Source organism: Brevibacillus brevis NBRC 100599, from assembly GCF_000010165.1.
GTDB classification, from domain to species: domain Bacteria; phylum Bacillota; class Bacilli; order Brevibacillales; family Brevibacillaceae; genus Brevibacillus; species Brevibacillus brevis_D.
Genome location: NC_012491.1, coordinates 27,501 through 54,101 on the forward strand (window position 1 = coordinate 27,501; position 26,601 = coordinate 54,101).

Annotated in this window: 30 protein-coding genes, 1 tRNA gene and 1 other annotated feature; of the genes, 23 read left to right on the forward strand and 8 right to left on the reverse strand. The window is 48.0% G+C overall.

Translation table 11 applies throughout. The annotated features are described in order from the left end of the window. The first annotated feature begins 7 nt into the window (after positions 1 to 7). The 17 genes from guaB (at position 8) to BBR47_RS00290 (ending at position 17,085) form a co-directional block, all read left to right on the forward strand. Positions 8 to 1,468, forward strand: a complete 1,461-nt coding sequence (gene guaB / locus BBR47_RS00215; protein ID WP_012683796.1) for an IMP dehydrogenase — start codon at positions 8 to 10, stop codon at positions 1,466 to 1,468. Between the two features lie 187 nt (positions 1,469 to 1,655). Further along, the gene (locus BBR47_RS00220; RefSeq protein WP_012683797.1) at positions 1,656 to 2,972 is read left to right on the forward strand and encodes a D-alanyl-D-alanine carboxypeptidase family protein; all 1,317 of its coding nucleotides are present in this window, start codon (positions 1,656 to 1,658) and stop codon (positions 2,970 to 2,972) included. A 106-nt stretch (positions 2,973 to 3,078) separates the two neighbouring features. After that, a complete protein-coding gene (pdxS, locus tag BBR47_RS00225; RefSeq protein WP_012683798.1) occupies positions 3,079 to 3,963 on the forward strand; it encodes a pyridoxal 5'-phosphate synthase lyase subunit PdxS in 885 nt (294 codons plus the stop codon). A gap of 10 nt (positions 3,964 to 3,973) precedes the next feature. Next, positions 3,974 to 4,549, forward strand: coding sequence for a pyridoxal 5'-phosphate synthase glutaminase subunit PdxT (gene pdxT, locus BBR47_RS00230; RefSeq protein WP_012683799.1), 576 nt, complete (start codon positions 3,974 to 3,976; stop codon positions 4,547 to 4,549). A 128-nt stretch (positions 4,550 to 4,677) separates the two neighbouring features. Continuing rightward, positions 4,678 to 4,903 (forward strand) — a binding site (T-box leader). Between the two features lie 53 nt (positions 4,904 to 4,956). Then, positions 4,957 to 6,237: a serine--tRNA ligase gene (gene serS, locus BBR47_RS00235; protein WP_012683800.1), complete on the forward strand. Its 1,281-nt coding sequence runs from the start codon at positions 4,957 to 4,959 to the stop codon at positions 6,235 to 6,237. 192 nt (positions 6,238 to 6,429) lie between these two features. Continuing rightward, positions 6,430 to 6,597 (forward strand): hypothetical protein, encoded by a 168-nt coding sequence (locus tag BBR47_RS29970; RefSeq protein WP_231850539.1) that lies wholly within the window; start codon positions 6,430 to 6,432, stop codon positions 6,595 to 6,597. Positions 6,598 to 6,657: 60 nt separating this feature from the next. Then, the gene (gene aceB / locus BBR47_RS00240) at positions 6,658 to 8,265 is read left to right on the forward strand and encodes a malate synthase A (RefSeq protein ID WP_012683801.1); all 1,608 of its coding nucleotides are present in this window, start codon (positions 6,658 to 6,660) and stop codon (positions 8,263 to 8,265) included. Between the two features lie 26 nt (positions 8,266 to 8,291). Then, entirely contained in the window at positions 8,292 to 9,581 is a 1,290-nt protein-coding gene (gene aceA / locus BBR47_RS00245; protein ID WP_012683802.1) for an isocitrate lyase, read from the forward strand. A 191-nt stretch (positions 9,582 to 9,772) separates the two neighbouring features. After that, on the forward strand, positions 9,773 to 10,870 hold the full coding sequence (locus tag BBR47_RS00250; RefSeq protein WP_012683803.1) for an ABC transporter substrate-binding protein: 1,098 nt from the start codon (positions 9,773 to 9,775) through the stop codon (positions 10,868 to 10,870). Further along, on the forward strand, positions 10,860 to 11,669 hold the full coding sequence (locus BBR47_RS00255; RefSeq protein ID WP_012683804.1) for an alkaline phosphatase family protein: 810 nt from the start codon (positions 10,860 to 10,862) through the stop codon (positions 11,667 to 11,669). The genes BBR47_RS00250 and BBR47_RS00255 overlap by 11 nt, the downstream gene beginning before the upstream one ends. A gap of 60 nt (positions 11,670 to 11,729) precedes the next feature. Next, complete coding sequence (locus BBR47_RS00260; protein WP_012683805.1) at positions 11,730 to 12,575, forward strand: ABC transporter permease; 846 nt, start codon at positions 11,730 to 11,732, stop codon at positions 12,573 to 12,575. After that, positions 12,572 to 13,360 carry an ABC transporter permease gene (locus BBR47_RS00265; RefSeq protein WP_012683806.1) on the forward strand — a complete coding sequence of 263 codons (789 nt, stop codon included), beginning with the start codon at positions 12,572 to 12,574 and terminating at the stop codon, positions 13,358 to 13,360. The genes BBR47_RS00260 and BBR47_RS00265 overlap by 4 nt, the downstream gene beginning before the upstream one ends. Beyond that, the gene (locus BBR47_RS00270; protein WP_012683807.1) at positions 13,360 to 14,379 is read left to right on the forward strand and encodes an ABC transporter ATP-binding protein; all 1,020 of its coding nucleotides are present in this window, start codon (positions 13,360 to 13,362) and stop codon (positions 14,377 to 14,379) included. Before BBR47_RS00265 ends, BBR47_RS00270 begins: the two co-directional genes overlap by 1 nt. Continuing rightward, complete coding sequence (locus tag BBR47_RS00275) at positions 14,363 to 15,163, forward strand: DeoR/GlpR family DNA-binding transcription regulator (protein ID WP_012683808.1); 801 nt, start codon at positions 14,363 to 14,365, stop codon at positions 15,161 to 15,163. Before BBR47_RS00270 ends, BBR47_RS00275 begins: the two co-directional genes overlap by 17 nt. Next, entirely contained in the window at positions 15,157 to 16,161 is a 1,005-nt protein-coding gene (locus BBR47_RS00280) for a histidinol phosphate phosphatase domain-containing protein (RefSeq protein WP_012683809.1), read from the forward strand. Before BBR47_RS00275 ends, BBR47_RS00280 begins: the two co-directional genes overlap by 7 nt. Before the next feature lie 176 nt (positions 16,162 to 16,337). After that, positions 16,338 to 16,414: transfer RNA gene (locus BBR47_RS00285), tRNA-Arg, on the forward strand. A gap of 134 nt (positions 16,415 to 16,548) precedes the next feature. After that, positions 16,549 to 17,085: a hypothetical protein gene (locus BBR47_RS00290; RefSeq protein WP_081437208.1), complete on the forward strand. Its 537-nt coding sequence runs from the start codon at positions 16,549 to 16,551 to the stop codon at positions 17,083 to 17,085. Between the two features lie 33 nt (positions 17,086 to 17,118). On the opposite strand, the gene BBR47_RS00295 is transcribed toward BBR47_RS00290, so the two are convergent. Then, on the reverse strand, positions 17,119 to 17,544 hold the full coding sequence (locus BBR47_RS00295; RefSeq protein WP_041749188.1) for a hypothetical protein: 426 nt from the start codon (positions 17,542 to 17,544) through the stop codon (positions 17,119 to 17,121). A 101-nt stretch (positions 17,545 to 17,645) separates the two neighbouring features. Here BBR47_RS00295 and BBR47_RS00300 point away from each other — a divergent pair, with 101 nt between their 5' ends. Continuing rightward, positions 17,646 to 18,053 (forward strand): RidA family protein, encoded by a 408-nt coding sequence (locus tag BBR47_RS00300; protein WP_012683812.1) that lies wholly within the window; start codon positions 17,646 to 17,648, stop codon positions 18,051 to 18,053. 103 nt (positions 18,054 to 18,156) lie between these two features. Continuing rightward, positions 18,157 to 19,338 carry a NupC/NupG family nucleoside CNT transporter gene (locus tag BBR47_RS00305; RefSeq protein WP_012683813.1) on the forward strand — a complete coding sequence of 394 codons (1,182 nt, stop codon included), beginning with the start codon at positions 18,157 to 18,159 and terminating at the stop codon, positions 19,336 to 19,338. Between the two features lie 70 nt (positions 19,339 to 19,408). Here the strand turns inward: BBR47_RS00305 and BBR47_RS31115 are convergent, their stop codons facing one another. Then, positions 19,409 to 19,585, reverse strand: a complete 177-nt coding sequence (locus tag BBR47_RS31115; RefSeq protein ID WP_007719793.1) for a hypothetical protein — start codon at positions 19,583 to 19,585, stop codon at positions 19,409 to 19,411. A 94-nt stretch (positions 19,586 to 19,679) separates the two neighbouring features. Between BBR47_RS31115 and BBR47_RS00310 the strand changes: the two genes are divergently transcribed. Continuing rightward, positions 19,680 to 20,288, forward strand: a complete 609-nt coding sequence (locus BBR47_RS00310) for a hypothetical protein (RefSeq protein ID WP_012683814.1) — start codon at positions 19,680 to 19,682, stop codon at positions 20,286 to 20,288. 67 nt (positions 20,289 to 20,355) lie between these two features. Here BBR47_RS00310 and BBR47_RS00315 read toward each other — a convergent pair whose 3' ends face one another. Beyond that, positions 20,356 to 20,766 carry a DoxX family protein gene (locus BBR47_RS00315; RefSeq protein ID WP_012683815.1) on the reverse strand — a complete coding sequence of 137 codons (411 nt, stop codon included), beginning with the start codon at positions 20,764 to 20,766 and terminating at the stop codon, positions 20,356 to 20,358. A gap of 197 nt (positions 20,767 to 20,963) precedes the next feature. On the opposite strand from BBR47_RS00315, the gene BBR47_RS00320 reads away from it, so the two are divergent. Continuing rightward, the gene (locus tag BBR47_RS00320) at positions 20,964 to 21,311 is read left to right on the forward strand and encodes a winged helix-turn-helix transcriptional regulator (RefSeq protein WP_012683816.1); all 348 of its coding nucleotides are present in this window, start codon (positions 20,964 to 20,966) and stop codon (positions 21,309 to 21,311) included. 99 nt (positions 21,312 to 21,410) lie between these two features. Here BBR47_RS00320 and BBR47_RS00325 read toward each other — a convergent pair whose 3' ends face one another. Beyond that, positions 21,411 to 21,767: a helix-turn-helix domain-containing protein gene (locus BBR47_RS00325; RefSeq protein ID WP_041749189.1), complete on the reverse strand. Its 357-nt coding sequence runs from the start codon at positions 21,765 to 21,767 to the stop codon at positions 21,411 to 21,413. A 166-nt stretch (positions 21,768 to 21,933) separates the two neighbouring features. On the opposite strand from BBR47_RS00325, the gene BBR47_RS00330 reads away from it, so the two are divergent. Continuing rightward, the gene (locus BBR47_RS00330) at positions 21,934 to 22,146 is read left to right on the forward strand and encodes a helix-turn-helix domain-containing protein (protein WP_012683818.1); all 213 of its coding nucleotides are present in this window, start codon (positions 21,934 to 21,936) and stop codon (positions 22,144 to 22,146) included. A gap of 23 nt (positions 22,147 to 22,169) precedes the next feature. Continuing rightward, positions 22,170 to 22,421 (forward strand): hypothetical protein, encoded by a 252-nt coding sequence (locus BBR47_RS00335; RefSeq protein WP_041749190.1) that lies wholly within the window; start codon positions 22,170 to 22,172, stop codon positions 22,419 to 22,421. A gap of 18 nt (positions 22,422 to 22,439) precedes the next feature. Here the strand turns inward: BBR47_RS00335 and nagE are convergent, their stop codons facing one another. From nagE to BBR47_RS00355, 4 genes are all read right to left on the reverse strand, one after another. Further along, the gene (gene nagE, locus BBR47_RS00340; RefSeq protein ID WP_012683819.1) at positions 22,440 to 23,879 is read right to left on the reverse strand and encodes an N-acetylglucosamine-specific PTS transporter subunit IIBC; all 1,440 of its coding nucleotides are present in this window, start codon (positions 23,877 to 23,879) and stop codon (positions 22,440 to 22,442) included. 152 nt (positions 23,880 to 24,031) lie between these two features. Then, positions 24,032 to 25,744: a phosphoenolpyruvate--protein phosphotransferase gene (ptsP, locus tag BBR47_RS00345; RefSeq protein ID WP_012683820.1), complete on the reverse strand. Its 1,713-nt coding sequence runs from the start codon at positions 25,742 to 25,744 to the stop codon at positions 24,032 to 24,034. A gap of 31 nt (positions 25,745 to 25,775) precedes the next feature. After that, entirely contained in the window at positions 25,776 to 26,042 is a 267-nt protein-coding gene (locus tag BBR47_RS00350) for an HPr family phosphocarrier protein (RefSeq protein WP_012683821.1), read from the reverse strand. Between the two features lie 29 nt (positions 26,043 to 26,071). Beyond that, positions 26,072 to 26,569 carry a PTS sugar transporter subunit IIA gene (locus BBR47_RS00355; protein ID WP_012683822.1) on the reverse strand — a complete coding sequence of 166 codons (498 nt, stop codon included), beginning with the start codon at positions 26,567 to 26,569 and terminating at the stop codon, positions 26,072 to 26,074. Between the last annotated feature and the right edge of the window lie 32 nt (positions 26,570 to 26,601).

Genomic DNA, 26,601 nt, shown 5'->3' on the forward strand with positions numbered 1-26,601 from the left:
TTCAACTGTGCGGGAAGACAAATTTGTTAAAGAGGGCTTAACGTTTGACGATGTATTGCTCATTCCAGGAAAATCTGAGGTTTTGCCAAGGGATGTTGATTTGCGAGTACAATTGAGTGAGAATGTGAAGCTGAATATTCCTCTGATCAGTGCTGGGATGGACACCGTAACGGAGTCTGGACTTGCAATCGCCATGGCTCGCCAAGGTGGTATCGGGATTGTCCATAAAAACATGACCATCGAGCAACAAGCAAGCGAAGTAGATCGTGTAAAACGCTCTGAAAGTGGCGTTATTACCAATCCATTCTCTTTGACCCAAGAACATACCGTTGAAGAAGCGAATGCTCTTATGGGTAAATATCGTATCTCCGGTGTTCCTATTGTCGATGCGAATCAAAAACTGATTGGAATTCTCACCAACCGCGATCTGCGCTTTGTGCATGACTTCTCCATCAAGATCAAAGAGGTTATGACCAAAGAAAATCTGGTGACGGCTCCTGTTGGTACTACACTGCAACAGGCAGAATTGATTCTGCAACAACATAAGATTGAAAAGCTCCCATTGGTGGATGAGAATAACACCCTGCGTGGACTCATTACGATTAAAGATATTGAAAAAGCAATCCAATACCCAAATGCAGCAAAAGATAACCAAGGCCGCTTGCTGTGTGGTGCTGCTGTTGGGGTATCTGCAGACACGTTTGAGCGTGCAGCAGCACTTGTACAAGCTGGCGTGGACGTTTTAGTCATCGATACGGCTCATGGGCATTCCAAAGGCGTAATTGAAACGGTAAAAGCAGTTCGCAAAGAATACCCAACGCTCACCATCGTCGCAGGAAACGTTGCAACTGGAGAAGCTACTCGTGATCTGATCGAAGCTGGCGCATCTGTAGTGAAGGTTGGTATCGGTCCTGGTTCCATTTGTACAACTCGTGTTGTAGCGGGTATCGGGGTTCCGCAAATTACAGCGATCCACGATTGTGCACAGGTAGCTCGAGAGTACAATATTCCAATTATTGCCGACGGCGGCATTAAATACTCCGGTGATTTGCCAAAAGCAATTGGTGCAGGTGCTTCAGTGATCATGATCGGAAGTCTGTTCGCTGGTACAGAAGAAAGCCCAGGTGAATTCGAGATTTTCCAAGGGCGTCGTTTCAAGGTATATCGCGGAATGGGATCGATTGGCGCGATGAAAGCCGGTAGTAAGGACCGTTACTTCCAAGAGAACGCACAAAAGCTCGTTCCGGAAGGGATCGAAGGCCGTGTTCCTTACAAAGGCCCGTTGGCGGATGTCACGTATCAGTTGATTGGTGGACTGCGTGCAGGTATGGGATACTGCGGAGCGAAGACCATCGAAGATTTGATTCAAAACTCCCAGTTCGTTCGTATTACCGGCGCTGGCTTGCGTGAAAGCCACCCACACGATGTACAAATTACTAAAGAATCACCTAACTACTCAATTTCCTAAGCGAAAAATGATACGGAAGACCTACGTCCCCTTTCTTTTATAAAGAGAGGGGATTTTTACTAGGTACTAACATATGGAAATAGGGGGAATCTCGCTTCAAGCTACCCTGCAACCTATGGTACACTTACAATTGTGTGCTTGTTTCATAAAAAATGAAATCGACAGAAATAGGAGAGTGAGAGATTACATGAAGCGAAAGACATGGACAAAGCGATTGACGGGTCTGTTCCTTTCTGTCGCTGTTTTTGCTACAGCAATGGGAGGAATGGTTTCAAAGGTGGAAGCTGCCCCTGTAGCATCTCAAGCGAATCTACAACTGGAAGCGAAGTCAGCCATTCTTGTTGAGGCATCGACGGGAAAGGTTCTCTATAGTAAAGATCCTGACGTAGCACTTCCGCCTGCGAGTATGAGTAAAATGATGACCGAATATCTGGTTCATGATGCCATCAAGCAAAAGAAAATGAAATGGGATGATGTCGTCCCTGTAAGTGAATATGCGTTTTATATCGCTAAAATTTCTGATTCGTCTGGTGTGTATTTGAATTTAGGCGAATCCTTTACGGTTAAACAATTGTACGAAGCGATGGCAATTGTATCGGCCAATGACGCTACTGTACTTTTGGCTGAGCATATCGCAGGCAGTGAGGCAGCCTTTGTTGAACTGATGAACAAAAAGGCAGCAGAGCTTGGTATGAAAAATACTTCGTTCGTCACTTCAACTGGTTTGCCAGCCGATGAGTTAGGTCCATACTCAGTTCAGACCGATCAAAAAGAAAACCTGATGTCTGCTCGTGATTCAGCGATTCTTGCCCGTGCGCTGATTCACGATTTCCCGGATGCGTTGGAGACCTCCAAAAAACCAATCTTCACCTTCCGTACAGGTACACCAAATGAGTGGACTAAGAAAAACTATAACTGGATGCTGCCTAGTCTGATCAGTTACTACCCAGGTGTAGACGGATTAAAAACGGGGCACACAGATGCAGCAGGTTTTTGTTTTACAGGTACGGCTGTTCGCGACAACATGCGTTTGATTAGCGTCGTGATGAAAGCAAGCACCGAGTCAAAGCGTTTTGCTGAGACGAGAAAACTGTTTGACTACGGTTTTGGCAATTTCAAACTCACAAAACAAATGGACAAGAATGTACCAGTCAAAGGCTTTGAAACAGCTCCTGTAAAAAACGGTGTAGAGGTAACTGTACCAGTCGTTACAGGCAGTGAAGTAAATATGATCACCAAAACCGGTACGGAAGCAAAATACACGCCAACGGTTACCTTCCAGGAGCTAACCGCACCGATTCAGCAAGGACAAGTTGTCGGTAAGATCGTTTTGAAAGAAGAAGGTATGAAGGAATCGGATTACTTGCAGCCTGAAGACGCAGCAAAAGCAGGTGTGGATATCGTAGCAGGACAGGCAGTAGAGGAAGCAAGCTGGATTCGTCTGTTCTTCCGCAGCATTATAGAGTTTTTCAGCAATTTGTTTAGCAGTGGAACCGGAAATTAAATAACTATTGTTTTCCCCTACATCTATCGTTTACAATGACGGTAACAGGAACCATAACACCGCATAACAGTTTCGGTTCTGACTCATGATGTAGGGGGTATTTGTAATGGTACAAGTAGGAACGTCCCGCGTTAAAAGAGGTATGGCTGAAATGCAAAAAGGCGGCGTCATTATGGACGTCGTGAATGCTGAACAAGCGAAAATTGCAGAAGCAGCGGGTGCTGTTGCTGTAATGGCTTTGGAGCGTGTACCGTCTGACATTCGTGCAGCTGGTGGAGTTGCGCGTATGGCTGACCTTAGCATTGTAGAGGAAGTACTGAATGCTGTTTCGATCCCTGTTATGGCAAAAGCTCGTATCGGTCATTTTGTTGAAGCGCGTGTTCTCGAATCTCTGGGTGTAGATTATCTCGATGAGAGTGAAGTGCTCACTCCGGCAGATGACTTGTACCATATCAATAAAAAAGAGTTCACTGTACCGTTTGTATGTGGCGCCCGTGATCTGGGTGAAGCCCTCCGCCGTATTGGGGAAGGTGCATCCATGATCCGCACAAAAGGAGAGCCAGGTACCGGAAACATTGTAGAGGCTGTTCGTCACATGCGCACGATGATGTCCCAAATCCGTAAAGTGCAAGCCATGTCCTACGATGAACTGATGGCGGAAGCCAAAAACCTGGGTGCCCCATACGAACTGCTTGAAGAGGTACACAAAACAGGTAAGCTGCCAGTTGTAAACTTCGCAGCAGGTGGAGTAGCAACACCAGCAGATGCTGCCCTGATGATGCAACTCGGTTCCGATGGCGTGTTTGTTGGCTCTGGTATCTTTAAATCAGAGAATCCAGAGAAGTTTGCTCGCGCGATCGTGGAAGCGACCACCCACTACACGGATTACGAACTGATTGCTCGCGTATCCAAAGGCTTGGGGACGGCAATGCCAGGAATCGAAATCTCCAAAATTCGTGAAGCTGATCGCATGCAAGAGCGCGGCTGGTAAGGTGAGTAGCATGAAAATCGGCGTACTCGCTCTACAAGGAGCTGTAGCAGAACATCTGCGAATGCTAGAAGAGGTTGGTGCCACAGCTGTCCCGGTCAAAAGAGTAGAAGAACTGGATGACCTTGATGGACTGGTCATTCCTGGCGGAGAAAGCACCACGATTAGCAAGCTGATGCACAAGTACGGATTCATGGAGGCGGTTCAAGAGTTCGGTAAGGCGAACAAGCCGATCTTCGGAACTTGCGCAGGAGCGATTCTTCTGGCGAAACGGATTCAAGGACAAGACGATTACCATTTAGGCTTGATGGATATCAAAGTGGAGCGGAATGCTTTTGGTCGCCAAAAGGAGAGCTTTGAAGTCTTGATGCCTGTTGCCGATGTGGGGGCAGATTACCCGGCAGTGTTCATCCGGGCACCGTATATCATGGAAGTGGGAGAGAACGGTCAAGTCTTGGCTAAGCACGAAGACAAGATTGTTGTCGCCCGAAGCGGTCACTATTTGGCAGCAGCCTTTCACCCAGAATTGACCGAAGATACAAGACTGCACAAATACTTTCTCGACATGGTTAAGGAATACAGAAGCTAGTTGTCATACCGGAAGATCGGGCCCTTAAAAAGGCGCCGATCTTCTTTTTTCTGTAAAGATCGAGGTGGGCTGCTCTTTACATACGTATAGAACCTGTAGTACAGTTAACAATAATAGTATTCATGAATGAGAATGCGATGATGAGAACAAGTACTTCACAAGAGCCAGGCCTAGAGAGTCGGTGGTAGGTGCGAACCGATCCGGTTATGTGAGGGAATCCATCTCGGAGTGGCAAAGGAACAACAACTTTGTCCGGAACCGTCCCGTTATGACGGAAGAGTGGACATATGCATGAAGGATTACTGCATGTGTCAACGAGGGTGGCAACGCGGGTATACAACACTCGTCCCTTACCAGGGGACGGGTGTTTTTTGTTTTTTTTCAAAACGATTCGGAGGGATTTACACATGTTGGACGTAAAAGTATTACGCCAGGATCTAGAAGAAGTAAAACGCCGTTTGGCTCACCGTAATGAAGATATTTCTGCGTTGGATCAATTCGTAGAAGTAGATGAAAAGCGTCGCGAAGTCATCCAAGAAGCAGAAGCGTTGAAAAATAAGCGTAACACGGTATCCGAACAAGTAGCGGTTATGAAACGCAATAAGGAAAATGCAGACCATCTGATCGCGGAAATGAAAGAAGTAAATGAGCGCATCAAGGCTTTGGATGAAGAGCTGCGCCAACTGGATGAACAGCTGGAGTTCATTTTGCTGAGCCTTCCGAACCTTCCGCATGAAAGCACGCCGATCGGTACGACAGAAGACGATAACGTGATTGCCTGGACATGGGGAGAGCCACGTGCGTTTGACTTCGAGATTAAGCCTCACTGGGAGCTGGCTAGCCAAGCAGGCATCCTCGATTTTGAAACCGCGGCAAAAGTAACAGGGAGCCGTTTTGTTTTCTATAAAGGCTTGGGCGCACGTCTGGAGCGCGCACTGATGAACTTCATGATGGATTTGCACTCGAACGAGCATGGCTATGAAGAAGTGATCCCACCGTTTATCGTCAACCGTACGAGTATGACGGGAACGGGTCAATTGCCTAAGTTTGAAGAGGATGCATTCAAAATCGAGGGACCAGATTACTTCCTGATTCCAACGGCAGAGGTGCCAGTCACCAATATGCATCGTGATGAAATCATGGATGGAGCGGATCTCCCTCGCTATTACACTGCTTTCAGCGCATGTTTCCGCTCGGAAGCGGGTTCTGCCGGGCGTGATACGCGTGGGTTGATTCGTCAGCATCAATTCAACAAAGTTGAGCTGGTGAAATTCGTGAAACCAGAAGAGTCTTATGACGAACTCGACAAGCTGGTGAAAAACGCTGAAAAGGTACTTCAACTGCTTGGACTACCATACCGTGTTCTTAGCATGTGCACAGGCGATCTCGGATTTACGGCTGCGAAGAAATTCGACATCGAGGTTTGGATTCCGAGCGGCGACACATACCGTGAGATTTCGTCTTGCTCGAACTTTGAAGATTTCCAAGCGCGCCGTGCCAATATCCGTTTCCGTCGCGATACGAAATCGAAGCCGGAATTTGTGCATACATTGAATGGTTCTGGTTTGGCGATTGGACGTACAGTAGCAGCGATCTTGGAGAACTACCAAGAGGCAGACGGAGCAATCGTGATTCCAGAAGTTCTTCGTCCATACATGGGCGGAGTAGACAAGATCGCACCGAAGTAATAACCGAGAGATTTAAAAAGCAGCTCTTGATCCATAACGGGTCAAGGGCTGTTTTATATTGTGTACTAATACAGGCGAATTTTTTTAAAAAACGTGTTGCACTGTACTAATCTCTGTTATATAATAAAAACAAATTTTAAGAATATTGTTTTAATACAGAAATGGAGGAATGGAGAATGGACTGTTATCGGTGTGAAGGAAACGGAGAACAAAATTGCCCAAGATGTGGAGGCGTTGGTCGTGATGCCAACGGAGCGGCTTGCCACAAGTGCATGGGAGACGGGCATGTATGCTGCAGTCATTGTAGTGGCAGCGGGTATCAGGAGTAAGGACATTTTTTTTGTCACTACTGTTATATAATAAAAATAATTTTATCAATCTGTACCATAATAACTTTGAATTGAGGGAGGAGGGGCTGTTTTGACTACCGTACCAACGAATCCATATCCGCTGGAGGTGCAGATTTCCGGTGAGATGCACCCTGGTTATCAAGAAATCCTGACACCAGAAGCGATTCAATTCGTGATGAAGCTGGAGCAAAGGTTTGGCGACAGACGACAACAATTGTTGGCGAAACGCGTGGAGCGTCAATTGCAAATCGATGCAGGCCAACTGCCGGATTTTCTACAGGAGACAGCGGACATTCGTAAAGGAGATTGGACTGTTGCTCCATTGCCCAAAGATTTGCAGGACAGACGGGTGGAGATTACAGGACCTTCGGGTGACCGAAAAATGGTCATCAATGCACTGAACTCGGGTGCTCGACTTTTCATGGCTGACTTTGAGGACGCGAACTCACCGACCTGGGAGAACACCATCCAAGGCCAAATCAACATGAAGGATGCGGTACGCCGCAATATCTCTTACATCAGTCCGGAGGGCAAATCATACACCCTCAATGAAAAGACAGCGGTTTTGATCGTGCGTCCTCGTGGCTGGCATCTTGAAGAAAAGCACATCCTCCTCGATCAAAAACCGATCTCCGGTAGCCTGCTTGATTTCGGACTTTACTTTTACCACAACGTAGATGCTCTTATCGCGAATCAGACAGCACCGTATTTCTACTTACCGAAACTGGAAAGCCACTTGGAGGCTCGACTCTGGAACGACGTCTTCCTTTTCGCGCAGGATGAATTAAATATTCCACGCGGTACAATTCGGGCGACAGTATTGATCGAAACGATTCTCGCAGCCTTTGAGATGGATGAGATTCTGTATGAGCTGCGCGAGCATAGTGCAGGACTGAATTGCGGACGTTGGGATTACATTTTCAGCTATATCAAAAAGCTGCGGAATCAGCCTGATGTGATTACACCGGATCGTGCCCAAGTAACCATGACCGTTCCGTTCATGAAAGCATACACAACGCTGGCCGTGAAGACTTGCCATAAACGGATGGCACCCTGCATCGGCGGAATGGCGGCACAAATTCCGGTGAAAAATGACCCGGTACAAAATGCTGAAGCCATCGCCAAAGTGCGCGCTGACAAAGAGCGGGAAGCGTACGATGGACATGACGGGACTTGGGTTGCTCACCCTGGGCTAGTGCCAGTAGCTATGGAAGTGTTCGATCGCCTGATGAGAGAGCCGAACCAAATCTGGTACAAACGTGAAGACGTAGACGTATCTGCTAGTCACCTGCTGGCAGTCCCAGAGGGCACGATTACAGAAGCGGGTGTCCGTACGAACATAAGCGTAGGCTTGCAGTACATCGAGGCTTGGTTGCGAGGCTCTGGAGCTGTGCCGATCAACAATCTGATGGAGGATGCGGCTACAGCAGAAATTTCCCGGGCACAGGTCTGGCAATGGATGCGTCATCGTCACGGAGTCTTGCAGGATGGTAGAAAGGTGACGGAAGGCTTGGTGAAGCAGTGGCTGAGTGAGGAGCTGCAAGCGATCAAGCAAGCAATTGGCCAAGAGAGGTACGACAACAGCAAGTATACGATTGCAGGTGATCTGTTCTTGCAATTGGTAACGACAGAAGATTTCGAAGACTTCCTAACGGTACCGGGTTATCGCTATTTGTAAAAATAAAAAGAGTGGGGGAAATGAAAATGACGAAAGTAAACAAGCAAGGCGCGATTCAACAGGTGGAGCAAAGCTGGCAGGGGGAGCGGTTTGAAGGGATTACACGCCCGTATACGGCAGAAGATGTCGTTCGTCTGCGCGGTTCCGTACAAATCGAGCATACGCTGGCTCGTCTGGGAGCAGAGCGTCTGTGGGAACTGTTGCATACCGAGCACCATATTAAAGCGTTGGGGGCTTTGACTGGGAATCAAGCGATTCAGCAGGTAAAGGCAGGATTAAAAGCGATTTATTTGAGTGGCTGGCAGGTAGCGGCCGATGCCAATCTGTCTGGTCAGATGTATCCTGATCAAAGCCTCTACCCGGCAAACAGTGTGCCACAAGTCGTAAAAAGAATTAATCAGGCATTGCAACGGGCGGATCAGATCGATCAATCAGAGGGAGGTACCGACACGCATTGGTTTGCTCCAATCGTAGCAGACGCGGAAGCGGGTTTTGGTGGCCCGCTCAACGTCTTCGAATTAATGAAGGGTATGATTGAAGCGGGCGCAGCAGGCGTGCATTTTGAAGACCAGCTGGCTTCCGAGAAAAAATGCGGTCATATGGGTGGAAAGGTGCTCATTCCGACGCAGGCGGCTGTACGTAATCTGATTTCCGCCCGATTTGCAGCAGATGTGATGGGAGTCCCGACGATTATCGTGGCGCGTACCGATGCCAATGGCGCTTTCCTAATCACTAGCGACATCGATGAGCAGGATAAACCATTCCTGACGGGTGAACGAACAGCAGAAGGATTCTTCCGTCTACGCGGCGGATTGGATGCAGCGATTGCGCGTGGCCTTGCGTACGCTCCTTATGCAGATTTGATCTGGTGCGAGACTTCTGAGCCGAATCTGGAGGAAGCACGCCGTTTTGCAGAAGCGATTCATGCCAAATATCCGGGCAAACTGTTAGCGTACAATTGCTCACCTTCCTTTAACTGGAAAAAGAAGCTGGATGAACAGACCATCGCTCGCTTCCAGGAAGAGATCGGCGAGATGGGCTACAAGTTCCAATTTGTCACGCTCGCTGGCTTCCACTCTCTGAATTACAGCATGTTTGAACTGGCGCGCGGCTATCGTGACCGCGGAATGGCTGCTTACTCTGAATTGCAGCAGTCTGAGTTCGATAGCGAAGTCCATGGCTATACGGCCACTCGTCATCAGCGTGAAGTGGGTACCGGGTATTTCGATGAGATTGCGCAGGTCATCTCTGGCGGCAATTCCTCTACGACTGCCCTCAGCGGGTCAACGGAAGAGGAGCAATTTGCTCACAATTAAAGAGGAAAAACGAAGGCCTAGGTGGTTCTCTGGTATTCAGAGGGCCACTTTTTGCGTTCACTTCTATTTTTCATAGAGTCTTAATAGCTTTTTAACAACGCATTTATATCAGTTTCATTTTGATTGTGTACGATTGGGTTAGAAAAAGCCAAAAGACCAAACACAAATAAAAACGAAAAGGGGCCTTAAAGATGAGAGGGAACCAGTTAAGCTGGAAACGAACCGTTGTTGTCATGACATCTGTTTTTCTGCTTGCGGGATGTGCCACCGAGACGAAATCAGGCACTTCTCTGGATACGTCGCAATTGACCCTGGATCAAATCGTGGAAAAAGCGAAGCAGGAGGGAGAAGTCAACTCCGTGGGTATGCCAGACACGTGGGCAAACTGGGGGGAGACCTGGAGCAATCTCGGAAAAGAATACGGCTTGAAGCATACCGACACAGATATGTCGAGCGCAGAAGAATTGGCTAAGTTTGAAGCAGAAAAAGAAGACGCTACTGCAGATATCGGTGATGTAGGTATCGCTTTTGGACCGTTAGCCAAGCAAAAAGGGCTGACGCTGCCTTACAAAACCTCTTACTGGAACGACATTCCCGACTGGGCAAAAGATGATGAAGGACATTGGTTGCTAGGCTATACCGGAACGCTGGCTTTTATCACTGACAAGACAAAGGTGCAAAATCCCCCGAAATCCTGGGCAGATTTGAAAAACGGAAGCTACAAGGTCGCGATCGGCGATGTCATGAAAGCGAACCAGGCGCAGTTTGCCGTTTTGGCCGCCGCCTATGCTAATGGGGGAGATGAGAAAAATATTCAGCCCGGCATTGACTTTTTCGCTGAATTGGCCAAAAACAAACGGCTCAGTACGAGCGATCCGAGCCTTGCCAATCTAGAAAAGGGTGAGGTCGAAGTCGCAATCTTGTGGGACTTCAATGCGCTCGGGTATCGGGACAAAATCGACAAAAACCGCTTTGATGTCCTCATCCCGGAGGAAGCATCAGTCAGCAGCGGGTACGCTACAGTAATCAACAAGTACGCCAAGCACCCACACGCTGCCATGCTGGCTCGTGAATATATTCTCTCCGACGCTGGACAGTCCAATTTGGCTCGCGGCTATGCACGACCGATTCGCGCCAACGCCAAGCTGGATGAATCCGCTAAAGCCATGCTGCTCCCCGATGATATGTATAAAAACGCACGTCCGGTGGGCGATTTGACTGCTTGGGAAGAGACGGCTAAAAAGTTGCCGCAGTTATGGCAAGAGAAGGTGTTAATCCATGTGCGCTAGCAAGCTCGCCATGATTGTGCTCGACGGATTGAGATTTGACACAGCCGTCTCGCACATGGGGTATCTTCATCACTTGGTCGAATACGGCATTGCGGCCCGTTTTCAGGTGAGATCGGAATTACCCAGTCTGTCTCGTCCCTTGTACGAGGTTCTTTTAACAGGAACTCCTGTGTGGAAGAACGGTATTTCTAGCAATCAGACGGTTCGGCTTTCGCATCAGGAGAGTCTCTTTCATCTGACGCGGAAAAACGGGATGTCCAACGCTGCTGCCGCTTATGGCTGGGTAAGCGAGCTATATAACAAGGCTCCATTCAATCCGTTTCACGACCGGATCCAATTGAACTCCGACAAACCGATACAAAACGGGATGTTCTACTGGGAGGATCACTATCCGGATACACACTTGTTTGCTGACGCCAACTTTTTGTTGAATGGATACAATCCAGATTTTCTTTACGTCCACTCCATGAATATCGACGATGATGGCCATAAGCATACGGCCGATTCAGCGCAATATCGAAATCGCGTTCTGGCGGCAGATTCGATACTGGCAAATGTGCTTCCTGCGTGGATCGATGCGGGTTATCAAATCATCGTGACAGCTGATCACGGGATGACAGCCGATGGAAATCATGGTGGTACTTCTAGCGCTGACCGGGACGTTCCCTTGTTTGTCATCAGCAACCTGATATCTCCGGGGATTCGCGAGGAGGCAATTCCGCAATTGCAGGTGGCTCCGCTTGCCTGCCATTTGCTCGGCATCTCCCCCTCGAAAGAGATGCAGCCATTGAACGTATGAGGGCTGAGCAAGACGTCTCCCTAAGGGGGCGTCTTTTCCTCTAAGAAAGGAGCTTTTGCGATGAAACGATTTGTCAGTATGTTTTGGGTCACGACGATTCCGTTCTTTGCAATGATCGCTCTGTTTCTTCTCGTCCCGTTGCTTTCCATGATTGGAGGGAGCTTTCAGGCCGAGGGGGGCGGCGGTTTTACCATAAGTAACTATCGTGAGATTTTTTCAAATCCGTATTACTTGCAGGCTTTCGAGAACAGTGTGCTCATCTCGTTCCTGTCTGCTCTCATTGGAATCGTCGTTGCTGTTTTCGCCACCTATGCGATTACCCGTTTCCCACAGGCTCTGCAACAGCGAGTGCTTGTCATTACCAATCTAACCTCCAATTTTGCGGGGATTCCGCTCGCTTTTGCCTTCATTGTCCTGTTGGGAAACAGTGGATTGTTTGTTTTGCTCGCGAAGCAACTGGGGATTGATTTTGGTCAGTCCTTTACTCTGTATTCGTGGAGCGGCTTGACGCTTGTCTATATTTATTTTCAACTGCCTCTGGCGGTAATGCTTTTGTATCCCCTGTACAACGCTATTCAGAAGCAATGGATGGAAGCGGCTGAGCTGCTTGGGGCAAGTCCATGGGAGTTTTGGCTGAGAATCGGGTTTCCGGTACTCCTTCCGGGTATCGTCGGCACATTCAGCATTCTGTTTGCCAATGCAATGGGTGCTTATGCTTCTGCCTACGCGCTCACCGGGAGCAACTACAATCTGGTGCCCATTCGGATTGGTGCGCTAGTATCTGGCGACATTTTTGCAAGACCCGAGCTAGGTAGCGCACTCGCAGTACTGCTTGGCCTGACGCTTGCCGCCGCCCTGATCGTGAACGAGTGGCTGACGCGGAAGATTCGGAGGGATTTATCTTGAAGCGGATCAGTTTGCCATCCTTGTCGTTTGCGTTGGTCATGCTGTATTTGTTTTTGCCAGTAGCTGCTACCATCCTCTACTCACTGGCAACCGAGTGGAATAGCACGGTCTTGCCGGAAGGACTCACAGGAAAATGGTTTGCGGAGCTGTATGCCGATCCCCGATTCTTGCAGGCATTCGGACGTTCCTTTCTGCTCAGCTTTCTGACCACTGTCGTTGCTGTCGTCATTATTGTACCTGCTGTATTCTCCATTATCGTCTACGCTCCCAGGATGGAGAGGCTGGTTCAGATTTTGGTGATGCTGACCTACGCCGTTCCGGGTGTCATTATGGCGGTCGGATTGATCCGTACTTATTCCGGAAACGGAATTCCCATGGTCATCATCACAGCAGGGGCGTATTTGGTCGGTTTGCTTCCGTATCTTTATCAGGGAACGCGCAACAGCCTGCTTGCCATGCAGGCACGTTCGTTGATGGAGGCAGCCGAGCTATTGGGTGCGAGCCACTGGCAGGCCTTCGTACGGATTATCGTTCCGAATATCATGTCTGGAATTTTCGTGTCCTCACTCTTGTCGTTCTCCATTTTGTTTGGTGAATTTGTTCTGATTAACATTCTGGTGGGAGGAAGGTACGAAACCCTGCAGATGTATCTGTACGCCAAGCTATCGTCAAGTGGACATGTCGCCAGCGCGATTACGGTCACTTATTTTGTCCTGATGGCTATTATCACTGGCCTGGTTGTAAAATTCACGCGCCGAAGCTTCGCACGCAAGGAGGTCCCCTGATGAGTTACGTCCAAATCAAAAACTTGTCCAAAACCTTTCACGGTCAACACGTGCTGCAGCAACTTGATCTTGCGATTGAAAAAGGCGAGCTGGTTACCTTGCTTGGCCCTAGCGGGTGTGGCAAAAGTACGCTGTTACGAATCCTCAGTGGTTTGACGGCTCCTGATACAGGCATGATCTACATTGACGGCAAAGATGTGACGGACGTGTCGCCAAAAAACAGGCAGATCGGCATGGTGTTCCAATCGTATGCGCTCTTTCCCAATCTTACGGTCAGTCAAAACATTGCCTTTGGCCTGGAAATGAACAAAATCTCGAAAACGGAGATTCGTCTGCGTGTCCAGGAAATGATTGAGCTGGTGGGATTGGTGGGAAAGGAGCAGGCTTACCCACGAGAATTGTCTGGTGGTCAGCAGCAGCGTGTCGCACTTGCTCGTTCTCTGGTCACCCGGCCAAAAGTACTTTTGCTCGATGAGCCACTTAGTGCGCTTGATGCCCAGATTCGAAAAAATTTGCAAAAGCAGCTACGCACCATCCAACGTGAGTTAAATATGACGACTGTGCTGGTTACTCACGATCAAGAAGAAGCCATGGCTGTCAGCGACCGCATCTACATCATGAATGGCGGAAGAATCGTTCAGCATGGCAGCCCTCAAGAGATTTACACGCAACCTCATTCTGAATTTGTCGCTCGTTTCATTGGCAATTACAACGTGCTGACTGCCGAACAGCTTACCCGAATCATGCCTAAACTGTCCCATCCGGCAGTTGAACGTTTTGCAATCCGCCCTGAGACGTTTCGTGAGCAGCCTTTGAATGGGGAGGACATCTGTTTGACCGGGAATATCGCTCAGGTAACCATGCTCGGCAACATTACCCGTTACGAGCTGAACATTGGTGATGTTCCTGTACTGGTGGACACTCTTCATCTGTCCTTCGAGCAGGAGCAGATAGGCACAACAAAAACATTGTATGTAAGTCCCAAGGATGTGATTCCGCTTTATGACACTATTGCCTGAAGAACGACAGCAAGTGATTCTCGCCGAATTGAACCGCCACGGTAAAATTCAGGTGATGAGTCTGGCTAAAACCCTGGCAGTAACACCGGAGACCATACGACGTGATCTGGACCAGTTGGAGCAGCAGCGTTTGTTAAAGCGAGTGTACGGAGGAGCGATCCCTTATCATTTGGCGAAACGCGAGCCGCATTTTGAAAAGAAACAGGCGATCCAACAGACGGCAAAAACGAAAATCGGGCAGATCGCGGCAGAACTTTTGTCTGACGGGGATACTATCGCGCTCGATGTCGGGACGACAACATTGGAATTGGCACGTGCTATCAAGGGCCTCAATCAATTAACGATTGTCACGAATTCGCTCCCCGCCGCTTCTTTACTAAACGAGCTGTTAGAAGCCAATCAATTCAACGGTCAGGTCATTATGCTGGGGGGGCTGACCCATCCGGCCCAAAAATCGGTTGCCGGGGCGTTTACCTGCGAGCTGCTCTCTCGTTTTCATTTTGATAAAGCGTTCATTTCTTGTGGAGGGATCACGGCCGATGGCTTCACGGATTATGACATGGAAGAAACGCTGTGCTCGACCATGATGGTACAGCGATCGGAGCAAGTCTATGTATTGGGAGACACATCGAAGATCGGCCAAACGCAATTTTTCCATATTTGCGGCTGGCAGGATGTCAGCGCGGTTGTTTGTGACCAGCCGATGCCAGATGAATGGCTATCGTCTGGCATGCAAACTACCTGGATAAGCGAACATCCGGGAAGGAGAGATTTCACATGTTGATCGACTATCATCTTCATCTAGAAGAAGGGCCTTTTTCATTGCGTTGGCTCGACCGTACCAATATGGCTCTCGACCATTTTTACCCGTTGACTGAACCTCGACATACCCGTGCCTGGCTGCTGGACAGTCTTGCGCGATTAAATAACCGCATGTCTTTGGGGGCATACGACCCATCCTGGATCGATCTGTATTTACGTGAAGCGTTAAACAAAGGCTTGAAGGAAGTGGGGATCGTCGATCATTTATACCGCTTTCGTGAAGCCCGTCCTTACTTTGAACGATATATGGAGCTGGGGGACACCGAGTTGGGTCGTTTGCAGCGAACGTGGCTTAATCAAGTATGCACTGAGAGCCTCAGTGACTTTTGTGTCGCCATTGAGGAAGCAAAGCAGCGTTGGTCGGCAAGCGGTGTGGAGTTGCGGTTGGGGCTGGAAGCGGATTACTTTATTGGCGGGGAAGCAGAATTGGAAAGCTTGCTCGCAGGTGCTTCGTGGGATTATGTGATCGGTTCTGTTCATTTTTTGCAAGGATGGGGCTTTGACAATCCCGAGACTCGCCATCTGTTTGAGCAGCATGACCTGAAACAGCTATACACGGACTTTTTCCACACCGTTGAGTCCATGATCAGGAGCAACTTGTTTGATTTTGTTGCCCATCTGGACAATTTGAAAGTGTTCTCCTATCGTCCAGAGGAATCGGAGCTTGTTCCCTATTACCACCGAATCGCAACTGCTTTGAAGGAAACGGATACAGCGACCGAAATCAATGCGGGCTTGTACTACCGCTATCCCGTTCAGGAAATGTGCCCCAGTCCCGCTTTCCTCGATGTTTTGGTGGCGCATGGTGTTCCACTGACACTCTCGTCTGACGCGCACTTTCCTGATGATATTGGCAGATATGTGGCGGTGAATCTGGAGATCCTCGATTCAATGGGGGTAACGGAGATTGCCACTTTTTTCGGTCGTCAACGGATCATGAGGCCAATCTGCTATGCTTGACTGTGAAAAGCAGCGTGTTTTGAACAAAATAGGATTGAGATGCAAAAAACCTTGGGATGCCAAGGTTTTTTTGTTGTCTTTAGATCTTACTTGTATTTGCCGAAAAATGGATAAACACATATAATAAGAAAGTAGGTGCGGCGTCAGAAAAAGTCTCTTTGTCGCAAATCATACTTGTCCCCGTAGCTCAGCAGGATAGAGCAACGGTTTCCTAAACTGTAGGTCGGAGGTTCGAATCCTCTCGGGGACGCCATTGTAGGAAAAACCTTGGTTTATCAAGGTTTTTTCTTTTTTATGCATCCCCTCTCATCGTTTATTTGGAAAATACTGAGACGTAGATCATGTCTCACACGTATACCTTGTAGCAAAAAACGCTGGAGATAAGGGGTGTTTCCTTTGAAAAAAGTGATCGTAAGCATGGTCTTGGCTATTTTCTTTAGCGGCTGTAGCTCAGATGCGGTCGTACAAAATCAGACTGCCGCGCCACCTGCAAAAGAGGCAGCGAACACTGGCACAGAACAGAAACAATCGGTGGACAGCACTACAAGCTATGACAAAATTGCGGGCTATTTGCAAGAAGAGAGCAACAAAGCTTTCTCCCCCTACTATGAGCTGCTCGAGTTTACCCTGTCGGATTATGAAGAGAAAACCGTAGATGGAAAAGTAGAAGCTACATTCGGATATCAAGTGAAATACAAAAACTTTGACAAAGACCCTGACACCGTAGACTACATCAAGGCTGCAAAAGAAAAGAACGACCCCAACTACAAACAGCTGTATGATGAGTATTTGCAGCCCAAGGACATGAATTTTCATTTGAAAGCGGTAATGGAAGATGTGGACTCCATAACGCTTTACACCAATGTGAGTCCAAAAGGAATCCAATGGGAAAAGGCAGTCATGTCTGATTTCATCATAAAATAGCGACTTGATTGTAGGCCGCGTAGTCACGCGGTCTTATTTATTTTTCTCGCACCAGTACTCGTACTCATTGTCGATCCAATCTTTAATATGGTCGTAATTCTCCCAAGTATCTTCCACGTGATACACACTTGGCTCACAATCAAACGCTTCTAGATAATGATAGCGATACTCCCCAGTTTCGAAATCGAAGTAAAACATCGCGAACTGGTTTCCTTCTTCATTTAGCATGTCTTTAGCCAATACTCCACCCGTCTTCTCATAGACCTCAGGACCAGTCATCTTCCTTTGTTTAAATTCAGCGATTAGGTTTTCGTAACTCTTTTGGAAATCCTCGCTAACCATATCATTATCAATCAACCAGCCAATGAAAAAGCCTGTATGTACATATGCCTGTTTTCGAGGAAGATCCTCCTCAAAGTTTTCGTAATGATATTTCGCTTTATCGTATATCGTTGTCATTAGCAAATCCTCTCTTTCTTTGATAACTGGATGAATGGTCTGAATCTTTTGTGTATGGTAGAATAGTTTACCAACAAATGTGAATCGGAGGAGCATGTCGGATGCAAAATGATAAGCGAATCAAATTCATTAACCCTGAAACAATGCCACCTACATTCGGCTACACCCATGCGGTGGAGGTTCGCAACGCACGGACGATTTATGTATCGGGTCAGGTGGCTCTCAACAAGGAGGGCCAAGTGGTCGGCATAGGTGATTTAGCTGCACAGACAAAACAAGTTTTCGAAAATATCCAATTCGCGTTAGAAGCGGCAGGTGTCAGCTTTGATCATGTAGTGAAATTAACCTTTTTCGTGACGGACATCTCCAAGATGCACATTGTCCGTGAGATTCGAGATCAGTACGTGAATACAGAAACCCCGCCAGCGAGCTCTGCTGTTGAAGTGAGCAAGCTCATTAGGGAAGAGCTGTTGATCGAGATTGAGGCCATTGCCGTGGCAGATATGTAGTTGTCTCATCCCCCTTCTGTTCGATTATTCATCGTTCAGAAGGGTTTTTTTATGCTCATTTGGGAAGATTATGGAGCGAGATAAGCGGATCGGAGTTGGTTGCATGAATTATATCATCGCAGGAATAGGTTTGATTACAATATTTTTGCTTGCTTGGCTGGCAAGTAGTGATAAAAAGCACATTCGGTATCGCCCTATCCTCATCATGATTCTGATTCAGATCGTACTTGGCTTGCTGCTGTTGCGAACCAGTATTGGACTCATTCTCATATCAGGCATTGCCAACAGTTTTTCCACACTCCTGAAGTATGCCTACGAAGGGATTAATTTTGTCTTCGGTGGCATTGCGAATCCGGGTGCGACGCCGTTTTTCTTGCAAGTTTTGCTGCCCATTGTGTTCATATCGGCACTGATCGGCATTTTGCAGTACACAAGGATACTCCCTTTATTCATTCAGTACGTAGGGCTCGTATTGAGTAAAGTGAATGGCATGGGAAAATTGGAGTCTTATAATGCGATTGCTTCGGCGATTGTTGGGCAGTCCGAAGTGTTTATTACCGTGAAAAAACAGCTCGGTGCCATTCCCGAAAACAGGCTGTATACGCTGTGCGCCTCTGCGATGTCCACCGTATCTATGTCGATCGTGGGTTCCTTCATGACCATGGTCAAGCCGGAGTATGTGGTAGCTGCATTGGTACTCAACTTATTTGGTGGTTTTATCATTGCTTCCATTATTACGCCGTATGAAGTGGAGCCGGAAGATGACTTATTGGATCAAGAGAGGGGAGAGAAACAGGCCTTCTTTGAAATGCTCGGGGAGTACATTCTGGATGGATTTAAAGTAGCCGTGGTCGTTGCCGCGATGCTGCTCGGATTTATTGCACTCATTGCGATGGTGAACGGGTTATTCAGTGCAGTATTCGGTATCTCGTTCCAAGCTTTGTTAGGGTACGTCTTTGCCCCGCTCGCCTTTCTTATGGGGGTTCCCTGGCACGAAGCTGTACAAGCGGGTAGTATCATGGCTACCAAAATAGTGGCGAACGAGTTTGTCGCCATCCTCGAATTTACGAAGATTCAAAGCCAGTTAAGCGAAAGAACGATCGCCATCGTGTCTGTGTTTTTGATCTCGTTTGCGAACTTTGGCTCCATCGGGACAATTGTTGGCGCGGTAAAAGGCTTGAATGAAAGACAAGGAAATGTCGTCGCCCGGTTTGGATTGAGGCTGTTATACGGGGCAACACTCGTCAGCATTTTATCAGGAATTATCATCAGCGTTGTGGTGTAAGGGGGACCCTTTCTGGGGTCTTTTTTTGTTAGGGACAGTTTCGTAACCAAATGATGGGGAGTAGCGTCTATCAATTGAGATATTCGTCTTTATTTCTCGGATCGTATCCTTCATCAAAGGAATGGGAATCACGGTTGTTACGCTCTATGAGGACTCTCTGCTTCCGGCGCTTGGCAATCCAATCGATGATAGCTCCAATCAGCAAGAGACCTCCGAAAATAAGTACGACGAGTAACCAGAGTGGCATTCATCCAACACCTCACTTTTTACTAAAAGATACGTCATACGAGTGATGAAGTTGCGTTGAGACCATTCAAGAGGAAGAAAAGGAGCGAATTCGGATGAGAAAATGGGTGTGTATGACCGTAATGGCAGGTTTGATTGTGGGAGGCTGTTCATCTGAAACGAGCGTACCAACAGATTCTAAACAACAGCCTGTAGCCGAGCAGAAGCAAGAGACGGGAAATGCCAGTGGTGACCAAAAGCAAGAAAATCAATCCACTACTGAGGGCCAAATCATTCTGGATGATCAATTTTTAAAACTGCTCGCCAAAAACGAAATCAGTGGCTTCGATATCCACATCGGGATGAAGCGGGATGAGGTTTCTGCGCTATACGGCAAAGTAACGAAACAGGATTATTGGGATGGCGGGCGTTATGAAGTCTTTGAGAAGCTAAAGAGTGCGCTCATTTATTTCGATGGGCAAGATCGCGTATATGGAATTGATTTGGCCGGTCTTCATCTCAATGAAACGAATCTGGACACCATTCGTAAAAATCTGGGGGCGCCCGTTAGTGAAGAGAAGAGCATGGCCGACCAGGATTATGTCATGTTTTTTGAAGCGGGAGACAACTCCGTATTTATTAGTGCAAAGGACGAGCAATCACCAGCAGACAAAATAAGGGTCATCAATAAAAAAATGATCGAGGAATCACCGCAAAAGGAATAAAAAAAGCCAAGTCAGAGGGCTCCAAAATGTGCCCTTCGACTTGGCTTTTATATGTTTCACAATGGTATTACTCCACCGATCTTTTTCCAAACAGAATAGCGTCGAGTGCGAACTTGGTGCTGCCGCTGATACCAAGAGCAACCAACATCGCAAGCAAGGCCAGATCCAATTCATAACCAGCTCCACCTTCACCGCCCATGAAGCCGGCAGCGAGCTTGGCCTTAAAGATCGCACCAAGCATGACAACAGACAACGCACCTGCGAACACGCGAGTACCCAGACCCAGAATCAAGGCAATACCACCTACTACCTCCAAGAAGGCTACCAGATAAGCAATGAATGCAGGAAGTCCCATGGTCCCGAAGAAACCAGCGACATTCTCCAGCCCCATTTGGAATTTAGCCACTCCGTGAATGGCAAAAGTCAGACCAGCAATCACACGTAGAATAAGTGTGCTCCATTCAAAACGATTAGACATGTATGAATCCCTCCGAAAATTTAAATGCGTAATAAAGTTACTTTTCGTTAGTAAGTATACAATAATAATTTCCTAAGTCAAGTGATTCAATAAAATCCCAGTAGTTGGCAAGTGCGATTTTCAAGGTTGATTCACATCATTGCTTTTGATGGATGGAACAAAGAGCGGTATACTGAAAGGAGAATGAGGTGATACCTATGAAGCAGTCTACCCTCTGTCCAAAGTTCGAAAAAGGTATGCAGTTGTTGGGGAAGCGATGGACAGGTCTAATTCTATTCCAGTTGTTGTCGGGACCACAGCGATTTTGTGCATTGGAAGGGGCCCTGCCAGTAAGCGGAAGGCTACTTTCTGAGCGTTTGAAGGATTTGGAGAAGGAAGGACTCGTGCATCGGCAGGTGTTTACTGATTCTGCTCCTGTCCGCGTAGAGTATTCCTTAACGGAAATGGGGAAAGCTTTGACTCCAGTGCTCAAAGGAATTGAGTCCTGGTCGCAGAGCTGGATCGAGTTGAATGCAGACGAAATGGCGAACGACAGCGAAGAATAACACAGCCTATATAAAAAAGCATCAGGAGAGTATGCCTGACGCTTGCCACGATGAAAACCCCTGGAGACAGGGGTTTTTCTGTTATCCGTTAGTTAATCTTTAAGAAGGATTTTCGTTCTTTTCTTGCAAAGCCTTCCACTTTAAAAATTCAATATGGCGCTTGACCTCAATTAGATCCTTCTCTGTCAGGCCATCGACATCCAAAAAGGTCGCCGGTGTTTCCCGGACAGAACCGCGTTGCCAAGATGGTTCCTCCGTGCGACCGTGGAGAAAATCGGTGGATACTTCAAATAAATCTGCGACTTTGGAAATCAGATGAGCATCGACGCCCTTCTTTTCACCTGACTCGATCCGCGAAAGTACTGTATTATGTATGCCCAGCTTTTCAGCTAATTGAAGTTGTGACCATTGTTTTTGTTCGCGCAGCCATTTTATGCGTTGACCAACTATGGACATCGTGAAACCACCTCTATCGTTTTGGCAATTCCATTCTAACAATTTTCCAAAACGGAAAAAACAAGATTGCTAATATGACAAAATCTGTGTTGACTTTGCTAAAATTGAAAGGCTATGATGTAACTATAAATATTTGCCATTTTTGCAAATCAGGAGGGGATAACTGGTGGAACGGCTCAACCTCCCGTTTATCGCGCAACGACGTAATGAGTGCAAGCTAACCTTGCAAGAAATGGCGGAAGCACTCGGGTTTCGAAATGCTTCGACATACTTGAAGTACGAGAAGGGAGAATATGACTTCAAGGCTAATCATTTGCCAGTGTTGGCGAAAAAGCTACGATGCAGCATGCTTGATCTTTTTATCAGAATGGTTTGCTGATTTAGCAAAAGGAGTGGGATGGATTGAACGCTTGGGAGGCAAATAGAAGGCAGCTGGAAATATGGAGAAAGACCGTCGCTTACGAAATTGAAATGATGGCGCCACAGAGTATGCCAGCTTGCGAGGGATTTCTCGAGCGCTTAGTCATGTTTGAAAAGGAGTTGGAAAACAACGCGCGATGCCCATATAGTACGACACATGGTGGGAATGATGCCGGGTCGCGTCCGTTACCCATTCAGGAAGCAGAAAAAAGCCCGGTACGGATTTCACCGTGACCGGGCATTCTTTATCTTTTACAGCTTGCTAATCTCTTCTTTTAGCAGCTCGGAATGGGTTCCGAAGACGACTTGCACGCTTCCTTGACCCAGTCGCATAACACCTGCTGCACCGAGGTCCTTCAAAGCTTTGTCATTGACCTTCTTATCGTCCTTTAAGATGAGACGCAAACGAGTGATGCAAGCGTCTACGCTAACGACGTTTTCTTTTCCACCAATGTGAGTGAGCACTTGGATCGCTTTATCCTGCATCGAATTGTTCCTTCCCGTAGCTGTAGTTGTCATTTCTTCGTCATCCTCACGTCCCGGTGTCTTGAGGTTCAGCTTCACGATTAGGAAACGGAACAGGGCGTAGTAGATCACGGCGAATGCCAGACCAATCGGGATGATCATCCAAGCATTCGTAGAGAGGTGGTAGTTGATACCGTAGTCGATCAGACCCGCTGAGAATCCGAAGCCGTGCTTGATGCCCAAAGAGGTCACGATATACCCGGACACACCCGTCAATATTGCGTGAACAAAATACAAGAGTGGAGCAGCAAACATAAACGCAAACTCAACTACCTCGGTAATACCAGTCAGGAACGAAGCGAGAGCTGCACCAATAAACATAGAAGCAACTACTTTGCGTTTTTCTGGACGCGCTGAGTGAATAATAGCGAAAGCCGCTCCAGGAAGTGCGAACATCATGATCGGATAGAAGCCAGTCATAAACATTCCTGCGGATGGGTCTCCCGCAAAGAAACGATGCAAGTCGCCGTGTACCACTTTTCCTGTCGCATCAGTAAAGTCACCGATTTGGAACCAGGCAATCGCATTGAGTACGTGGTGCAGACCAAATGGAACGAGCAATCGGTTGAAGAATCCGAAGAAGAAGGAACCAGTTGCGCCGAGACCTACGATCCAAGAACCCAATGAGTCAAGGGCAATCTGGATCGGCCCCCAAATGATTCCGAAAATCAAGCCGACGACAACCATGGAAAGGGAAGTGACGATCGGGACGAAGCGTTTTCCACCAAAGAAGCCCAGCCATTCAGGCAGCTTGATCGAATGGTAGCGGTTGTAGAAAAACGCTGCAATAGCACCCGCCAAAATACCGCCAATGACACCCATGTTCAGTTTTACATCATCCGCAATGAAAGGCATGGCAGCAGGAACAGCTGCAAGTACTTTCGTCAATACGACGTAGGCAATGACGGCGGCCAAAGCAGCAACAGCATCTCCAGCCAAGCCAATCGCAACACCGATAGCAAAGATTAATGCCAGGTTGTCAAAAATGGCTGAACCACCAGCAGCCAAAAGCGGAGCGATGTACGTGTCCATAAATGCACCAAAGGCGCCGAGATTGAGATCCTTCTCGAATTTGAGAAGACCAAAGCTTTGCAAAATCGCTGCGGCTGGCAACGTTGCGACCGGGAGCATGAGGGCTCTCCCAATCTTTTGCAGAAAAGCGAGCATAGGATAAAACCTCCTTGGAATGGGATGAATTTATCAGGGAAGCCGCTCTCCGGATGAATGGCAAAATGATGAGGGCACAAGGAATAAGCCGGAGAGAGACCATTCTGATCGATAATATGGAAGCGCTTTCACTATTCGGGCGACAAAACCTTTTATAAGGCTCTGTCTTTCAGATACTGAACGACCTCGTCTACAGTAGAGAGTGTAAGGACGTGTTCAGCCAATCTTTTCGCTTCCTCTAAGCTGGTGGAGCGGATACGTTCTTTGACTTTTGGCATGACCGAAGCGGCACCGCTGAACTCATCGAGCCCCAATCCGAGCAAGAGCTTGGTTGCCAACGGATCTCCCGCCATTTCCCCACACAGCCCGGTCCAAATACCTGCCCGATGGGAAGCCTCGATGACTTGGGAAATCAGTCGTAATACGGCTGGATGGTAGTAGCTGTACAGCTCGGCGATATTGGCATTCATCCGGTCTACTGCCAGCGTATATTGAACGAGATCATTCGTGCCGATGCTAAAAAAATCTACCTCTTTCGCAAACACATCTGCTTGCAGGCAGGCACCCGGTATCTCCATCATCATGCCGACTGCGATATTCTCGTCAAAAGCGATCCCTTCTGCCCGTAGCTCTGCTTTTGCCTGCTCCAGCAATCGTTTGGCTTCACGAAGCTGCTCCATATGGGAAATCATCGGGAACATGATCAGCAGGCGACCGAATGCACTGGCACGCAAGAGCGCGCGTAATTGCACCAGGAACAATTCCGGTCTGGCTAACGAGATGCGCATGGCGCGGAAGCCAAGGAACGGGTTTTCCTCCTGTGGTAGCGCGAGTGCTGGCAAATGCTTGTCGCCGCCAACATCCAAGGTGCGAATGATGACTGGCTTGTCGCCAAAAGCAGCGGCTACATGCTTGTATGCAGCAAATTGTTCGGCCTCATCGGGAAGGGTGCTTCGATCCATGAACAAAAACTCGGAGCGGAACAAACCGATTCCTTCTACACCAGATTCGATCAATGCATCAGATTCTTCTGGCACAGCCATGTTTGCCATCAGGTGAACACAGTGGCCATCGGTGGTTTCGGCAGGCAGTTCCTTAATGGCTTCGTACAATTGGCGTTCCTTTTCTTCCTGCGCGGCTTTTTCCTGATAGGTAGCCAGTGTACCCGTATCAGGTGAAACAATCAGTTGTCCAGAGGTTCCATCGATGATCAGCAAGCTTCCGGAGTCTACTTTTTCCATCAAGGCATCGCCTGCACCCATGACAGCGGGAATTCCGAGAGAGCGTGCCAAGATGGCTGCATGAGAGGTAGCGCCGCCTTTTGCCGTGACAATTCCTCGTACATGCTGGAGTGGAAGCTGAAGCGTCTCGGATGGGGTGACGTCCCATGCAACCAGGATAAAAGGCTCCTCCGGGTAGGAGATGACGGTGTCACCGCCCGAAATATTTCGAATTAGACGGCGGCTCACATCACGAATATCATCCGCGCGCTCTTTCATGTAGGCATCGTCCATACTCTCAAAGAGAGCGATGAACTGATCCGCTACTTGCGAAACGGCGGTAGATGCCGCGAGTTGTTGATTTTCGATGAGCGCACTCATCTCCCCGACAAATGCCGGGTCATCCAGAAAGGCGATATGAGCAGAGAGGATGGCTGCCTTTTCCGAGCCTAGTTGTTCCTCTGTTTGTTCTTTTAGCTTTTCTAGTTGTTCGCGTGCTTGCTCTACACTCTTGCTAAGTAGTCCAAGCTCCTGAGTCGTATCTACTGGAGTGATGGACTCTGCCTGCGTGATGGCTGTTTCGTGTGTGAGGCGTAAAACAGGGGCAATCGAAATACCAGCGGAAACCGGGATTCCTTTTAACATACATCCTTCACCTTCCTGTCCGTCGTTTACACTATATGTTTGACGAGGATTGCTCCAATAGCTGCTGAATCGCAGTTGCTACGTTTTGTTCATCCGCTCCGTCGATCTGAACGGTCAGGGTATCGCCTTGGGAGACACCCAACGTCATGATGCCAAGAATGCTTTTGCCATCTGCGTGTTTTGTCCCTTTGCTCAACGTAATCTTTGACTGAGATTGCGACGAACAATTCACGAGTAGAGCAGCTGGTCTCGCGTGGAGCCCACCCTCTACATTGACGGTTACTTCAAATTGAACCATGCTGTACCTCCCTCAACCATGCACTTCGTTTATTTTAAGACGACAGTCATGAGTGGCTCTTGACCTGCTTGCACAGTTGCTTTTGCCACTACATTTTTTTCAGCAACCCGATCACCGTTTGTAATGACGATGGGTGTCACAATCGGACAGCCCGCATCCTCCAGTACGCTCTTGTCGAATTGGATGAGCTTGTCGCCAGCTTTCACTTGATCGCCAACCGAGACAAATGGGGTAAAGCCCTTCCCGTTTAATTTCACGGTATCAATTCCAATATGCATCAATATCTCAAGACCACTTTCAGTCGACAGCCCGATAGCATGGTGAGTAGGGAAAAGATGTGTTACCTTTCCATCGACAGGGGAGACGAGAGTGTCTGCACTTGGCAGAATCGCTACACCATCACCGACGACTTTACCTGCGAATACAGGATCAGGAACTTCGGACAGAGGGAGTACGGTACCTGTTAATGGTGCAAGAAAGGTTACCTCTTGTTGTTGTTTTTTCCGGGAAAAAAGACCGCGTAGCATAATATCCTCCTTTTGCGTCTGAACCAAAAAAG

What these genes read in the sequence shown, in the direction of transcription:
- BBR47_RS00310 (WP_012683814.1), top strand. Translation starts at nt 19,680, where the DNA reads ATGAGAAAATGGGTGTGTATGACCGTAATGGCAGGTTTGATTGTGGGA.
- BBR47_RS00305 (WP_012683813.1), top strand. Translation starts at nt 18,157, where the DNA reads ATGAATTATATCATCGCAGGAATAGGTTTGATTACAATATTTTTGCTT.
- BBR47_RS00275 (WP_012683808.1), top strand. Translation starts at nt 14,363, where the DNA reads ATGACACTATTGCCTGAAGAACGACAGCAAGTGATTCTCGCCGAATTG.
- BBR47_RS00300 (WP_012683812.1), top strand. Translation starts at nt 17,646, where the DNA reads ATGCAAAATGATAAGCGAATCAAATTCATTAACCCTGAAACAATGCCA.
- BBR47_RS31115 (WP_007719793.1), bottom strand. Translation starts at nt 19,585, where the DNA reads ATGCCACTCTGGTTACTCGTCGTACTTATTTTCGGAGGTCTCTTGCTG.
- BBR47_RS00220 (WP_012683797.1), top strand. Translation starts at nt 1,656, where the DNA reads ATGAAGCGAAAGACATGGACAAAGCGATTGACGGGTCTGTTCCTTTCT.
- BBR47_RS00270 (WP_012683807.1), top strand. Translation starts at nt 13,360, where the DNA reads ATGAGTTACGTCCAAATCAAAAACTTGTCCAAAACCTTTCACGGTCAA.
- BBR47_RS00350 (WP_012683821.1), bottom strand. Translation starts at nt 26,042, where the DNA reads ATGGTTCAATTTGAAGTAACCGTCAATGTAGAGGGTGGGCTCCACGCG.
- BBR47_RS00315 (WP_012683815.1), bottom strand. Translation starts at nt 20,766, where the DNA reads ATGTCTAATCGTTTTGAATGGAGCACACTTATTCTACGTGTGATTGCT.
- BBR47_RS00355 (WP_012683822.1), bottom strand. Translation starts at nt 26,569, where the DNA reads ATGCTACGCGGTCTTTTTTCCCGGAAAAAACAACAACAAGAGGTAACC.
- BBR47_RS00255 (WP_012683804.1), top strand. Translation starts at nt 10,860, where the DNA reads ATGTGCGCTAGCAAGCTCGCCATGATTGTGCTCGACGGATTGAGATTT.
- BBR47_RS00250 (WP_012683803.1), top strand. Translation starts at nt 9,773, where the DNA reads ATGAGAGGGAACCAGTTAAGCTGGAAACGAACCGTTGTTGTCATGACA.
- BBR47_RS00320 (WP_012683816.1), top strand. Translation starts at nt 20,964, where the DNA reads ATGAAGCAGTCTACCCTCTGTCCAAAGTTCGAAAAAGGTATGCAGTTG.
- BBR47_RS00325 (WP_041749189.1), bottom strand. Translation starts at nt 21,767, where the DNA reads ATGTCCATAGTTGGTCAACGCATAAAATGGCTGCGCGAACAAAAACAA.
- BBR47_RS00295 (WP_041749188.1), bottom strand. Translation starts at nt 17,544, where the DNA reads ATGACAACGATATACGATAAAGCGAAATATCATTACGAAAACTTTGAG.
- pdxS (WP_012683798.1), top strand. Translation starts at nt 3,079, where the DNA reads ATGGTACAAGTAGGAACGTCCCGCGTTAAAAGAGGTATGGCTGAAATG.
- pdxT (WP_012683799.1), top strand. Translation starts at nt 3,974, where the DNA reads ATGAAAATCGGCGTACTCGCTCTACAAGGAGCTGTAGCAGAACATCTG.
- BBR47_RS00260 (WP_012683805.1), top strand. Translation starts at nt 11,730, where the DNA reads ATGAAACGATTTGTCAGTATGTTTTGGGTCACGACGATTCCGTTCTTT.
- aceA (WP_012683802.1), top strand. Translation starts at nt 8,292, where the DNA reads ATGACGAAAGTAAACAAGCAAGGCGCGATTCAACAGGTGGAGCAAAGC.
- nagE (WP_012683819.1), bottom strand. Translation starts at nt 23,879, where the DNA reads ATGCTCGCTTTTCTGCAAAAGATTGGGAGAGCCCTCATGCTCCCGGTC.
- BBR47_RS00280 (WP_012683809.1), top strand. Translation starts at nt 15,157, where the DNA reads ATGTTGATCGACTATCATCTTCATCTAGAAGAAGGGCCTTTTTCATTG.
- ptsP (WP_012683820.1), bottom strand. Translation starts at nt 25,744, where the DNA reads ATGTTAAAAGGAATCCCGGTTTCCGCTGGTATTTCGATTGCCCCTGTT.
- serS (WP_012683800.1), top strand. Translation starts at nt 4,957, where the DNA reads ATGTTGGACGTAAAAGTATTACGCCAGGATCTAGAAGAAGTAAAACGC.